This window comes from Ferrovibrio sp. (assembly GCF_025869515.1).
Classification (GTDB): Bacteria; Pseudomonadota; Alphaproteobacteria; order Ferrovibrionales; family Ferrovibrionaceae; genus Ferrovibrio.
Window position 1 is genome coordinate 15,378 of record NZ_JAOZVR010000121.1, and the last position, 11,676, is coordinate 27,053.

The 11,676-nt window shown below is 65.4% G+C and carries 13 protein-coding genes; 7 read left to right on the forward strand and 6 right to left on the reverse strand.

What is annotated here, in order from left to right:
• Positions 1-10: 10 nt before the first annotated feature.
• Positions 11-781 carry an ABC transporter permease gene (locus OJJ21_RS23210; RefSeq protein WP_297690331.1) on the reverse strand — a complete coding sequence of 257 codons (771 nt, stop codon included), beginning with the start codon at positions 779-781 and terminating at the stop codon, positions 11-13.
• Positions 781-1,575 carry an ABC transporter ATP-binding protein gene (locus tag OJJ21_RS23215; protein WP_297690332.1) on the reverse strand — a complete coding sequence of 265 codons (795 nt, stop codon included), beginning with the start codon at positions 1,573-1,575 and terminating at the stop codon, positions 781-783. The genes OJJ21_RS23210 and OJJ21_RS23215 overlap by 1 nt, the downstream gene beginning before the upstream one ends.
• A gap of 231 nt (positions 1,576-1,806) precedes the next feature.
• Here OJJ21_RS23215 and OJJ21_RS23220 point away from each other — a divergent pair, with 231 nt between their 5' ends.
• Positions 1,807-3,027, forward strand: coding sequence for an MFS transporter (locus tag OJJ21_RS23220; RefSeq protein WP_297690333.1), 1,221 nt, complete (start codon positions 1,807-1,809; stop codon positions 3,025-3,027).
• A gap of 222 nt (positions 3,028-3,249) precedes the next feature.
• On the forward strand, positions 3,250-3,936 hold the full coding sequence (locus tag OJJ21_RS23225; RefSeq protein ID WP_297690334.1) for a hypothetical protein: 687 nt from the start codon (positions 3,250-3,252) through the stop codon (positions 3,934-3,936).
• Positions 3,937-4,042: 106 nt separating this feature from the next.
• Here the strand turns inward: OJJ21_RS23225 and OJJ21_RS23230 are convergent, their stop codons facing one another.
• Both OJJ21_RS23230 and OJJ21_RS23235 read right to left on the reverse strand, forming a co-directional pair.
• Entirely contained in the window at positions 4,043-6,262 is a 2,220-nt protein-coding gene (locus tag OJJ21_RS23230; protein WP_297690335.1) for a xanthine dehydrogenase family protein molybdopterin-binding subunit, read from the reverse strand.
• Positions 6,263-6,265: 3 nt separating this feature from the next.
• Entirely contained in the window at positions 6,266-6,727 is a 462-nt protein-coding gene (locus OJJ21_RS23235; protein WP_297690336.1) for a (2Fe-2S)-binding protein, read from the reverse strand.
• A 316-nt stretch (positions 6,728-7,043) separates the two neighbouring features.
• On the opposite strand from OJJ21_RS23235, the gene OJJ21_RS23240 reads away from it, so the two are divergent.
• Both OJJ21_RS23240 and OJJ21_RS23245 read left to right on the forward strand, forming a co-directional pair.
• Positions 7,044-7,535, forward strand: coding sequence for a helix-turn-helix domain-containing protein (locus tag OJJ21_RS23240; protein ID WP_297690337.1), 492 nt, complete (start codon positions 7,044-7,046; stop codon positions 7,533-7,535).
• Positions 7,536-7,584: 49 nt separating this feature from the next.
• Entirely contained in the window at positions 7,585-8,064 is a 480-nt protein-coding gene (locus tag OJJ21_RS23245; protein WP_297690338.1) for a hypothetical protein, read from the forward strand.
• Between the two features lie 7 nt (positions 8,065-8,071).
• Here OJJ21_RS23245 and OJJ21_RS23250 read toward each other — a convergent pair whose 3' ends face one another.
• Entirely contained in the window at positions 8,072-8,521 is a 450-nt protein-coding gene (locus OJJ21_RS23250) for a PAS domain-containing protein (protein WP_297690339.1), read from the reverse strand.
• 228 nt (positions 8,522-8,749) lie between these two features.
• Between OJJ21_RS23250 and OJJ21_RS23255 the strand changes: the two genes are divergently transcribed.
• Complete coding sequence (locus OJJ21_RS23255) at positions 8,750-9,115, forward strand: hypothetical protein (RefSeq protein WP_297690340.1); 366 nt, start codon at positions 8,750-8,752, stop codon at positions 9,113-9,115.
• 79 nt (positions 9,116-9,194) lie between these two features.
• Here the strand turns inward: OJJ21_RS23255 and efp are convergent, their stop codons facing one another.
• Entirely contained in the window at positions 9,195-9,767 is a 573-nt protein-coding gene (gene efp, locus OJJ21_RS23260; protein ID WP_297690341.1) for an elongation factor P, read from the reverse strand.
• Positions 9,768-9,890: 123 nt separating this feature from the next.
• On the opposite strand from efp, the gene epmA reads away from it, so the two are divergent.
• Positions 9,891-10,970: an EF-P lysine aminoacylase EpmA gene (gene epmA / locus OJJ21_RS23265; RefSeq protein WP_297690342.1), complete on the forward strand. Its 1,080-nt coding sequence runs from the start codon at positions 9,891-9,893 to the stop codon at positions 10,968-10,970.
• Positions 10,949-11,620 (forward strand): extensin family protein, encoded by a 672-nt coding sequence (locus tag OJJ21_RS23270; protein ID WP_297690343.1) that lies wholly within the window; start codon positions 10,949-10,951, stop codon positions 11,618-11,620. Before epmA ends, OJJ21_RS23270 begins: the two co-directional genes overlap by 22 nt.
• Positions 11,621-11,676 lie beyond the last annotated feature (56 nt).

Consider the following 11,676-nt stretch of genomic DNA (forward strand, 5'->3'; position numbering starts at 1 on the left):
ACTGCCGCGCTCAGCTCATCAGGTCGCTGCCGCGGAAGGCCCAGCCGGTCATGCGCCGCTCGAACCACACCGCCACCGCATACATCACCACGCCCATGGCGGCGACCACGATCAGGCCGGCGAAGACCAGCGGCACATTATAGCTCGAAGACGCCGACAGCATCAGGTATCCGATACCCTCGTTGGAGGCCACGGTTTCCGCGATCACCGAGCCGACGAAAGCCAGCGTAATGGCGATTTTCAGCGACGCGAACAGATAGGGCATGGCGCGCGGCAGGCCGATCTTGGTGAGGATTTCCGTCTTGGTCGCGCCCAGCGAGCGCAGCACGTCGCGCAGCTCAGGCTCGATGGTGGCGAGCCCGGTGGCGACATTGACCACGATGGGGAAGAAGGAAATCACGAAGGCGGTGATGATCGCCGGCACCGTGCCGATGCCGAACCAGATCACCAGCACCGGCACCAGCGCCACCTTGGGGATCGAGTTGAAGCCGACCAGCACGGGATAAAGCCCGACATAGACCAGCCGCGAGGCGCCGATGAAGATGCCGAGCAGGCCGCCGCCGACCACGCCGAGCGCGAAGCCCGCCGTGGTGGTCATCAGGGTCTGCAGCGCGTGATGGGTGATCTGCGGGGCGAATTTCACCATCGCCTCGAACACCACGCTGGGGCGCGGCAGGATGAAGGTTTCGACGCGGGTGATGACGCAGACGGCTTCCCACAGGATGAAGAGTCCGATGGTGACCATCCAGGGCATCGCCCGGATGAGGTTTTTCTCGTTCATCACGATTCCCTCACCGAATGGATATGCTCGCGCAGCTCATGCACGATCGAGCCGAAATGCGGCTCAAACGTCGTGTCCAGCGTGCGCGGTCGCGGAATGTCGATCTCCTTGCTCAGGATGATCCGGCCCGGCCGCTTGCTCATCACGAAGACGCGGTCGGCCAGATAGGTGGCCTCGCGCAGGTCATGGGTGATCAGGATGGCGGTGAAGCGCCGCTCCATCCACAGCTTCTGCATCACGCCCCACAATTCCTCGCGGGTGAAGGCATCCAGCGCGCCGAAGGGCTCGTCCAGCATCAGCAGGCGCGGCTCGTGGATGATCGAGCGGCAGACATTGGCGCGCTGCTGCATGCCGCCCGACAGCTGCCAGGGGAATTTGTCGGCGAAATCGGCCAGGCCGACGGTCTTGAGCAGGGCCATGGCCTGCGCGATATAGGCCTGCTTTTCCCTGCGCAGGCGGCGCTTGTGCGGCTCGACGATCTCCAGCGGCAACATCACGTTGTCCAGCGTGGTGCGCCAGGGCAGCAGGGTAGAATTCTGGAAGGCCATGCCGACGCCCTGGATCGGGCCGTTCACCGGCTTGCCGCCGATGGTGATGCTGCCGCCGGTGCAGTTCAGCAGGCCGGTCACCAGTTTCATCAGGGTCGACTTGCCGCAGCCGGACGGCCCCACCACGGCGACGAATTCGCCTTCCTGGATATCGATGTTGAGGTCCTGCACGGCGAGGGTCTCTTCCTCGGCCTGGCGATAGGTCAGGCTGACACCGTTGATCTTGACGAAAGCCGGGCCCTGCATCACCGATACCCCCCGCGCGTGGCACGCCCTGTTGCAGCCTTTCGGCCGCATCCCCTTGTCATCGCCTGCATGATGCGATCTTGTCCCCCTGCCGAAACCCTGTCGGATTGCCGTTCGAAACTGCAGCGCCGCCCCTCTGTGTGCGCCGCACATAAAAGAATTGTAACCACGGCCGCGGTAAAATTGTAGACAATTTTAGTCTGCCCGATTCGCAGGCAGCCGGAGCATTTCATGAGCGGCCCATCCCGCGGCGAGGCCTCGCCAGACGCCCCCCGCAGCATCGCCTGGCGCATCAGCCTGCATCTGGCCGCCCTGTTTTCGGTCGCCGGCGTTCACCTGCCCTTCTTTTCGGTCTGGCTGCAGTCGCGCGGCATGTCGCCCACCGAGATTTCGCTGATCCTGTCGTCGGGCATCCTGCTGCGGCTGTTTGTCGGGCCGCTGGCGGCGCAGGTGGTGGACCGCAATGGCCGGCGTCGCGAGGCCGTCATGCTCTGCGCCTGGTTCAGCCTGGCGTTTTACGCCCTGCTCGGGTCGGTCGAGGGGTTCTGGGCGATCCTCGCCGTCTGGCTGCTGCATACCACCGCCTGGGCACCGATCGTGCCGTTCAGCGAAAACATCACGCTGCTGGCCAGTGCGCGGTACAATCTGCAATACGGCCGGCTGCGGCTCTGGGGCTCGCTCAGCTTTCTGGTCTCCGCCTATCTTGCCGGCCTGTGGCTCAAGGGCCGGGATGATTCCTGGATCTACATCCTGATCTTTACCGCCCTGCTGCTGCTGGCGCTCTGCAGCCATCTGCTGCCCGATCTGCGCCTGCCGCTCAACCGTCCGCGCATGGTCGGAGCGCCGGCTTTGCGCCTGCTGCGCAATCCGCTGTTCCTCGCCTTCCTCGGCGCCAATGCCTGCCTGCAGGCCACGCATGCCATGTTCTACACCTTCGGCACCCTGCACTGGCGCAGCCAGGGCCTGAGCGATGCGCAGATCGGTTTCCTCTGGGCCGAGGGCGTGCTGGCCGAGGTGATCCTGTTCGCGCTCGGCCAGCGCGTGGCACAGCGCGTCGGCGGCGTCGGCCTGCTGCTGCTCGCCGCTGCGGGCGGCATGATCCGCTGGAGCATGACGGCGGTCACCGGCGATTTCACCGTGCTGGTGGCGCTGAACGCGCTGCACGCGGCCACCTTCGGCTGCGCCCATCTCGGCGCCATGCGGCTGCTGGCTGATGGCGTCGACGCCGATGCCTCGGCCACGGCGCAGAGCCTGTATACGGCGGCGAATTCCGCCCTGCTGGCGGCGGGCACCCTGGCGGTCGGGCCGCTGTTCGCGGCATACGGCGGCTTCGGCTATCTCGCCATGCTGCCGCTGTCGCTCTGCGGCGGGCTGTGCGCGGCACTGTTGTGGCGCCGGCGTGCCGGATTGCGGTTCAGCGGCGGCGCAATCGAACAATCCGCCAGAATATGAGTGTGGCTTCAGCAGTGCCAAATGGTCGCTTGGGATTCGCGCGGCGATGCGCCTGCCAGCGTTCAGCTGATGAGGCGCATGATACGGACCAGGTGTTTTCGTTGTGGGTCCCGGTAAGAATTGCCACCGCGTTTAACCGAAGGGCGATTTAAACAAGATTAATATTGATTTACTTAAAGATGCTAATTATGAAGAATTTCACTCTTAAAACGGGAGATTATAATGAAATTGGCTGTGGCCTTTTTTGCAATCGCGGCCTTGGCGCCCTTATCCGCGGCGCGCGCCCAAGTCACGGGAACATACCCTGACGGGCTGTATTGCACTGGTAACAGCGCCGGCAAAAGCCAACTCTACTACCTCACCGAAATGGGGAGCGTGATCACCTACTCAAACTATGTCGGCATCAGCAATTCCGTTTTGTATTTCAATCTTGACGGCAGCTATAACAGCCACATTGGTGCCTCGCCCGACTGGTGGGGGCAATGTCAGAGCAAATCTCTGACGCAACTCAAAACCGAAAACAGAACCTTCAACTTTGGCGGCACTCCGGCCGGATCGGTCATGGCATTCAATCTCGCAAGCTGTCCGAGCGGCTGGACGGCACTGAACGATAGCGCCGGGCGGTTCATTGTCGGTGTTGGCACATTGGGTCCGGACAACTATTCGCTCGGTGGCACGGGTGGCGAGGCGCGACATACACTCAGCGTCGCAGAAATTCCCAGCCATACCCATTCAATGGCGACGCTGGACTTGGGCGCCAATCCTTATTCAGGTGGAGCCACGAAGGGGCCGTATAACCGTAGCTGGGGGCCAGGCGAAACTGCACCGCCCACCGAGCCAACCGGCGGCGGCGAACCGCACGAGAACCGCCCGCCGTATCTGGCCCTTCTGTACTGCCAAAAGGGGTAGTCCGGGAGCGTTCCCATCAGTTGGGCTGGCGCGACCGTCTGCGTTTTAGCGCCGCATGAAAAAGCCGCCGCCGGTTGCCCGGCGGCGGCTCTGTTCGGACGTTCGCTCAGGCCGACTTCGTCGCCGTCGCCGGCAGCGGCAGGGCGCGATAGACCTGCTTGGTGCCGCTCATCAGCGCATTGGCCACGGCGGGCGCCACCGGCGGCGTGCCGGGCTCGCCGATGCCGGTCGGCTTTTCCCGCGACGGCACGATATGCACCTCCACCTGCGGCATCTCGTGGATGCGCAGCACCTCGTAGTCGTGGAAGTTCGACTGTTCGACCGTGCCGTTGCTCAGCGAGATGCCGGGCTTGATGGTGGCCGACAGGCCGAAGCCGATGCCGCTTTCCACCTGGGCGCGGATGATGTCGGGATTGATCGGCTGGCCGCAATCCACGGCGGCGACGATCTTCTCCACCTTCCAGCTGCCATCGGGCTTGAGCGACACCTCGGCCACTTCGGCGACATAGGAGGAGAAGGATTCGTGCACCGCGATACCGCGCAGCCTGCCGGCCGGCAGCGGCTTGCCCCAGCCGGCCTTTTCCGCCGCCAGGTTCAGCACGCCGAGATGGCGCGGATGCCTGGTCAGCAGCTTGCGCCGCAGCGCCACCGGATCCTGGCCGGTCGCCGCCGCGATCTCGTCGAGGAACACCTCGGTGGCAAAGGCGGTATGCGTGCTGCCGACCGAACGCCACCACAGCACGGTCACGCCGGTCCTGGTGGTGTGCAGCTCGACGCTCATGTTGGGGATGGCATAGGGCAGGTTGGCGGCGCCCTCCACCGAGGTGGCATCGATGCCGTCCTTGACCATGACCTGCTCGAACGGCGTGCCGGCGATGATCGACTGGCCGACGATGCGATGCTGCCAGGCGGTGATGTTGCCCTGGGCGTCGACGCCGGCTTTCAGCACGTGGTGATACATCGGGCGATAGCGGCCGCCCTGGATATCGTCCTCGCGCGTCCACATCAGCTTGACCGGTGCGCCCCGGGTACCCTCCTTGGCGCCGATCGCCTTGGCGATCTCGGCGCCTTCCACGATGTAGTCCGACATCGTCGTGGCGCGACGGCCGAAGCTGCCGCCGGCGAACAGCGTGTTGATCTTCACCTGCTCCGGCTTCAGCCCCAGCACGCGGGCGGCATTCATCTGGTCGGGCGTCTGGAACTGGTCGCCGGCCCAGATTTCGCAGCCCCGGATGTCCGCACCCTGGGTATCGAGCTTCACCACCACATCCAGCGGCTCCATCGGGGCATGGGCCAGATAGGGGAAGTCGTAGCTCGCCTCGATGATCTTCGCGGCCTTGGCAAAGGCCTCGTCGACATTGCCCTCCTTGCGCGCCGGCAGGCCCGGCTTTTTGGCCAGTTCCTTGTACTCGGCGAGAATCTGGTCGGAGCCGCGCTTCTCGGCGGCCGCGTCATCCCATTCCACCGTCAGCGCCTCGCGGCCCAGCTTGGCGGACCAGAAGTTCTTCGCCACCACCGCCACGCCGTTGGAGATCTGCACCACGTCCACCACGCCGGGCACGGCTTTCGCCTTGCCGGCATCGAAGCTTTTCACCGTGGCACCGAACTGCGGCGCGCGCTGCAACAGCGCCGTCAGCATGCCGGGCAGCTTGACGTCGATGGTGTATTGCGCGGTGCCGTTGCCTTTGGCGCGGCTGTCGATCCGGGCCACCTTCTTGCCGATATAGACGAACTTGGCCGGGTCCTTCAGCGGCACCTCGGCCGGCGGGGTCATCGTCGCGGCTTTTGCGGCGAGCTGGCCGAAGCTGGCCTTCCGGCCGCTGCCGGCATGGCTCACCACGCCCTTCGACACGGTGATGTCCTGCGCCGGCACTTTCCACTGCTCGGCGGCGGCGGCCACCAGCATGGCCCGCGCGGTGGCGCCGGCCTTGCGCAGCTGGTCGTAGGAATTGGCGATCGCCGTGCTGCCGCCGGTGCCCTGCATGCCGAAGGCCAGGTTGGCATAGGTCTTGGCATCGGCCGGGGCGCCCTCGGCGCGCATCTGGCTCCAGTCGGCGTCCAGTTCCTCGGCGACGATGGTGCTCAGGCCGGTATAGACGCCCTGGCCCATCTCCAGATGCTTGGACAGCACGGTGACGGTGTTGTCGGGCGCGATGCGGATGAAGGCATTCATCATCTGCGGTTCGCCGGCCGCTTTCGCCTGCGCCAGCGCAGTGCGCGGCAGCCAGTGGAAGCCGACGACAAGGCCAAGGGAAGTCGCGCCAGCGCCTTGTAAAAAGCGGCGACGCGAGGCTTCGGGAAGTTTGATCGAGCTCTGATCGGTCATGGCTTAGGCCCTCACGGTCTTGGCGGCATCGTGGATGGCGGCGCGGATGCGTACGTAAGTCGCGCAGCGGCAGATGTTGCCCTGCATCGCCTCGTCGATCTCGGCGTCTGACGGCTTCTTGTTGTCGCTCAGCAAAGCCACGGCCGACATGATCTGGCCGGACTGGCAGTAGCCGCATTGCGCCACTTCATGCTTGACCCAGGCGGCCTGCACCGCCTGCGCCACCTTGCCGCCGAGGCCCTCGATGGTGGTGACTTTCTGGCCCTCGATGGCCGACAGCGGCGTGGAGCAGGCGCGCACCGGCTGGCCTTCCACATGCATGGTGCAGGCGCCGCATTGCGCCATGCCGCAGCCGAATTTGCTGCCGGTCAGGCCGATCTCGTCGCGCACCGCCCAGAGCAGCGGCATGTCGGGATCGACATCCAGGCTGACGGGCTTTCCGTTCAGGGTGAATTTGATAGCCATAAGGGGATCCTCCACTGGGGCGATGAAGAAGGGGGCTGTGATGACGAAGCCGGACGCCTCTCCTGGGCAGGAAAGCGGTCCGCAGATTGAAAAAGAAACATCATGGGGCGTTCGGGCGGCCCCGGCTGGTCAGCGCGGTCAGTATACCTCACGCGGACGGATGCCCGCTGCGGATTCTTTTCGACGATGTGTGACTGCTGACAGCAATCGGTATGAAAGTCGGCAGAAAACTGTGGCCTTGCCGGCGATCCTGCGATTATCTATCTGCATGACGCAATCATATAAAACCCCGGTTTCGATCAGCAATAAGGCACTTATGTCGACCGATAGGCACCTGCCGGAAACCATCGACACCGCCAGGCCCGAAGCGATCCAGCCGGCCTTGCGTGCGGGCAGTCCGGCCGCCTGCGCCGCGCCGTGCGTGATCAGCAAGGAAGCCGAGGATCTGGTGCGCGATCTGCTGGTGCGCTTCGGTGACAAGTGGAGCATGCGCGTGATGGACGAGCTCTACGAGCGCGGCGCCCTGCGCTTCTCCCGCCTGCGCGAAAGCCTGCAGGGCATCAGCCAGAAGATGCTGACGCAGACATTGCGCCAGCTGGAACGCGACGGCGTGGTGGCGCGCCGCGTCTATGCCGAGGTGCCGCCGCGGGTGGATTACGAACTGACCCCGATCGGCATCGAACTGGCCGAGGCGCTCTGCGGCGTGTGGGAATGGGCGATCCGGCATGAGCAGCGCGTCGCAGCCCTGCGTGCGGCGTTCGACAGCCAGCTGGCCGCGGGAGCGAAACCTGCCTCCAGGGATGACTAGGCTTTCTGCCGCCCTGCTGTTTGCCGCTTGCGCGATGGCGACGCCCGCCATGAACGCCGCGCGGGCCCAGGCCGGTCTGTTCGAGCCGGTCTTCGCGGTGACGCAGCATCCGCGCTGCAGCAACTGCCACACCGATACCGCAGCGCCGCTGCAGCGCGACGGCCGGCCGCATCAGCCGGCGGTGCAGCGCGGCGACGCGGGCAGGGGCGTTGCCCGGCTGACCTGCGCGAGCTGTCACAAGGATCGCAACACGGTATCGGCACCCGGCGCGCCGGACTGGCATATGCCGAAGGCCGGTCAGGCGGTGTTCCGCAACCGGCCAGCCGGCGATCTGTGCCGTGATTTGCGCGATCCGCAGCGCAATGGCGGGTTGCAGCCCGAAGCGCTCGGCAGGCATTTTGCCGAAGACCCGCTGATCGGCTGGGCCTGGGCACCGGGAGTCGGCCGCAGCCAGCCGGCGATGGACCGCGCGGCGCTGGTGGCGGCGGTGGCGGCCTGGCTGCGCGCCGGCGCGCCCTGTCCGGATTGAAGAAGACCTAGGCCGCGACCCGCTGGCTGGCTGGCAGCGGATAGATCGCCACCAGGATGCGGTCGACCGTGACGCCGTTTTCGCTCAGCGGCAGCAGCAGTTTGCCCATCTCCGTGTAGATCGCGCTGTTGGGCGAATTGTCATGCAGGAAATACATCGGTGCGCGCTGTTCCACGCAGGCTTTGAAATACGTCGTGGTGCCGCAGACATTGTAGGGCACTTCGTCGATATACAGCCCGGTGATGCTGTGGCCGCGATAGTCGTCGAGCCGGGTGCCTGACAGCACGACGCGGAAGCGCGTCTCGCCGCCACCATGCTCCACCGTGATGACGCCGATATTGCCGAGCCAGGGCCGCAGATCCATCGGCGTGAAATCGCAGCGGCTGGGCAGGGCGCGGTCGCCGCGCTTCAGATGCCAGAATGCTTCGAGGGTACGCAGTTCTTCTGGGCATGACATGACGCATCACTCCCTCTGTCTGCCGCCGCCCGCGCAACATGCGGGCCGGCGGATGTGAATGGTTGGTGCGAGACGGGTGGAACGGGTCTTGGACTGCTGGGGTGGGGCGATGTAACCCGCACCAGCGAAGCGGCGCTGTGCGCCCGGTCACAGGCGGCGGGGCGCCGAAACGGGCCTGTGCCGTCCGTCACAGTTTGCTAGACTGCCGGCAAAATCCGGGAGGCGGCCATGATGGCACTGGATGACGTGATCGATACCTATTGCGCGGCCTGGAATGCCGCCGAGGCCGGCGAACGCAACCGCCTGCTGCGCGTGGCCTGGACGGCGGAGTGCCGCTACAGCGATCCGCTGGTGCAGGATCTCGACCGCGCCACCCTGGTGGCGCATATCGGCAGCCTGCTGGAAAAATTCCCCGGCAGCATCATCCGGCGGACCAGCGCCATCGACAGCCATCACGGCCTGCTGCGTTTCGCCTTCGTGCGGCTGGCCGCCGATGGCAGCGCGATGCGCGAGGGCATCGATTTCTGTCAGCTCGGCGAGGGCGGGCGGCTGCAGCGCATCACCGGTTTCTTCGGCCCGCTGGAGCCGCTGTGACTCTGGCGTCGTGATCCGGGCATGAAAAAACCCGCCGCATCGCTGCGGCGGGTCTGTTTCAGGCGTGCCGGATGGCGGCTCAGTCCTTGGCGCGTTCCATATAGGTGGCGCCTTCCTGGATGTTGATGACGATGCGCACGCCCGACGAGACATGCGGCGGCACCATCACGCGCTGGCCGTTCTCGACGATGGCCGGCTTGTAGGAGGAAGACGCGGTCTGGCCCTTCACGGTCGGCTCGGTCTCGGTGATCGCCATGATCACGGTCTGCGGCAGGGTGACCGAGACCGGCTTGCCGTCATACAGCGCGATCTCGACTTCCATGCCTTCCTGCAGCCACACCGCCTGCTCGCCCACCACTTCGGCCGGCACGGCGATCTGCTCGTAGTTCTCTTTGTCCATGAAGGTGTACATGTCGCCTTCGGCGAACAGGTAGCTGAAGTCGCGGGTGTCGATGAACACGCGCTCGACCGACTCGGTGGTGCGGTAGCGCTCCGTGGTCTTGATGCCGGACGACAGGTCGCGCAGGTCGAGCTGCATCACCGGCGTGCCCTTGCCGGGCTGGATGTTCTGCGCGGTGATCACGGCAAGCAGCTTGCCGTTGATCTCGACCACATTGCCCTTGCGGAGCTGGTTGGCATTTACCTTGGGCATGGAAGCGTATCTCCGGAAACGAACAGCGGGCCCCTTCGCAGGACCCGCTTGCTAAAAAACCGCGCGGAAACTATCAGGTTGGGACTCCCTTCTCAACCCGAGTCGGCGCGAAAAGTCACGCAAATGACGGCTTCCGGACAATCCGGCCCCACGCCCTGGTGGCATCCCGCGCTTTATGCCCGCCGCCGGCCCAACCTTTTGCTGCGCCAGGCGGTGCTGGCGGCGCTGCGCTCCGGCTTTGCCGGGCTCGGCTTTGTCGAGGTCGAAACCCCGGCGCTGCAGGTCTCGCCCGGGCTGGAACCGCATCTGAAGGCCTTTGCCACCAGTCTGGAAAACCCCGACGGCAGCACCCGGCCGCTCTACCTGCATACCTCGCCGGAATTCGCCATGAAGAAACTGCTGGCGGCCGGCGAGCCCCGGCTGTTCCAGCTCGCGCCGGTCTTCCGCAACGGCGAACGCGCCGCCACCCATCATCCCGCTTTCCTGATGCTGGAATGGTACCGGTCCGGCGCGGATTACCGCGGCATCATGCAGGATTGCGAAATCCTGCTGCAGGCCGTTGCCGCCGCCACCGGCCGCAGCACGCTCACCTGGCAGGGTCACACCGCGGATATCACGCTGCCCTGGCAGTATCTCACCGTGCATCAGGCTTTCGCGCGCCATGCGCAGCTGGATCTGGCGGCCTGCATCGGCGCCGATCCGCAGCGGCCCGATCTGGCCGCCATGCGTGCCGCCTGCACGGCGATCGGCATCCGCGTGGACGACGGCGACAGCTGGGACGATCTGTATTTCCGCACGGCGCTGGAGCGGGTCGAGCCCCATCTCGGTCTTGATGCACCCTGCATCCTGCACGACTACCCGATCCACCAGGCCGCATTGAGCCGGCCGAAAAAGCCGGAAAGAGAAGGGGCCGCGCCGCATCTGGCCGAGCGGTTCGAGCTTTATGCCTGCGGCATGGAACTGGCCAATGCCTTTTCCGAACTCACCGATGCGGCCGAGCAGCGCCGCCGTTTCCAGGCCGATATGGCGCTGAAACGGCAGCTCTACGGCTACGACTATCCGGTCGACGAGGATTTCCTCGCCGCACTCGAACATGGCCTGCCCGATTGCGCCGGCATCGCGCTGGGCGTCGATCGCCTGGTCATGCTGCTGGCCGGCGCGGCGCGGATCGAGGAGGTGCTGTGGCTGCCGGTTTCAGAATAGCCGCAGTCGCGGCATTGCTGTTGCTGGCGGCGGCCTGCGCGCCACGCCAGCGCCAGGCCGCGCCGCTGCCCGCGCCGACGCAGCCGCCGGCCAGTTCGCAATGGATCGGCCGCGACATCATCCAGGCCGCCTGCCTCAACGATCTGGTCGCCACCGGCGCGAAATTCGAACTGATCGCCCAGGCCGAGCCGGGCAAGGATGGCTGCACGCTGCAGAACGGCGTGCGGCTGATCAGTACCAGTGTCGATCTGGTACGACCGGCCGAGATGACCTGCCCGCTGGCGCTGCGCCTGATGCAGTTCGAGAAAGACGTGCTGCTGCCCGAAGCACAGCGCGTCTTCGGCCAGCCGCTGAAGCAGATCAACCATGCCGGCGCCTTCACCTGCAAACGCATGACCGGCAACGGCAGCCGCATCAGCGAACACGGTCATGGCCGCGCCATCGACATCTGGGGTTTCGTGCTGGCCGACGGACGGCGCATTTCGGTGGCGGATCATTTCCGCGCCCGCGGCCCGGAGGGCCAGTATCTGCGCGGCGTCAGCCGCGAGGCCTGCCGCTTCTTCGCGGTGGTGCTCAGTCCCAATGCCGATGCGGCGCATGCCAAGAGCTTCCACTGGGATATCAGCGAGTGGAAACGCTGCGGGTCATAAGAGTCGTTTGCGCCGTTCCAAAGACCGTCACCCTTGGGACAAGCCCAAGGGTGACG

Bases quoted from the DNA above. Each gene is read 5' to 3' on its own strand.
- OJJ21_RS23230 (WP_297690335.1), bottom strand. From the start codon at position 6,262: ATGACCGATCAGAGCTCGATCAAACTTCCCGAAGCCTCGCGTCGCCGC.
- OJJ21_RS23225 (WP_297690334.1), top strand. From the start codon at position 3,250: ATGAAATTGGCTGTGGCCTTTTTTGCAATCGCGGCCTTGGCGCCCTTA.
- OJJ21_RS23255 (WP_297690340.1), top strand. From the start codon at position 8,750: ATGATGGCACTGGATGACGTGATCGATACCTATTGCGCGGCCTGGAAT.
- OJJ21_RS23245 (WP_297690338.1), top strand. From the start codon at position 7,585: ATGAACGCCGCGCGGGCCCAGGCCGGTCTGTTCGAGCCGGTCTTCGCG.
- OJJ21_RS23240 (WP_297690337.1), top strand. From the start codon at position 7,044: ATGTCGACCGATAGGCACCTGCCGGAAACCATCGACACCGCCAGGCCC.
- efp (WP_297690341.1), bottom strand. From the start codon at position 9,767: ATGCCCAAGGTAAATGCCAACCAGCTCCGCAAGGGCAATGTGGTCGAG.
- epmA (WP_297690342.1), top strand. From the start codon at position 9,891: ATGACGGCTTCCGGACAATCCGGCCCCACGCCCTGGTGGCATCCCGCG.
- OJJ21_RS23220 (WP_297690333.1), top strand. From the start codon at position 1,807: ATGAGCGGCCCATCCCGCGGCGAGGCCTCGCCAGACGCCCCCCGCAGC.
- OJJ21_RS23235 (WP_297690336.1), bottom strand. From the start codon at position 6,727: ATGGCTATCAAATTCACCCTGAACGGAAAGCCCGTCAGCCTGGATGTC.
- OJJ21_RS23250 (WP_297690339.1), bottom strand. From the start codon at position 8,521: ATGTCATGCCCAGAAGAACTGCGTACCCTCGAAGCATTCTGGCATCTG.
- OJJ21_RS23215 (WP_297690332.1), bottom strand. From the start codon at position 1,575: ATGCAGGGCCCGGCTTTCGTCAAGATCAACGGTGTCAGCCTGACCTAT.
- OJJ21_RS23210 (WP_297690331.1), bottom strand. From the start codon at position 781: ATGAACGAGAAAAACCTCATCCGGGCGATGCCCTGGATGGTCACCATC.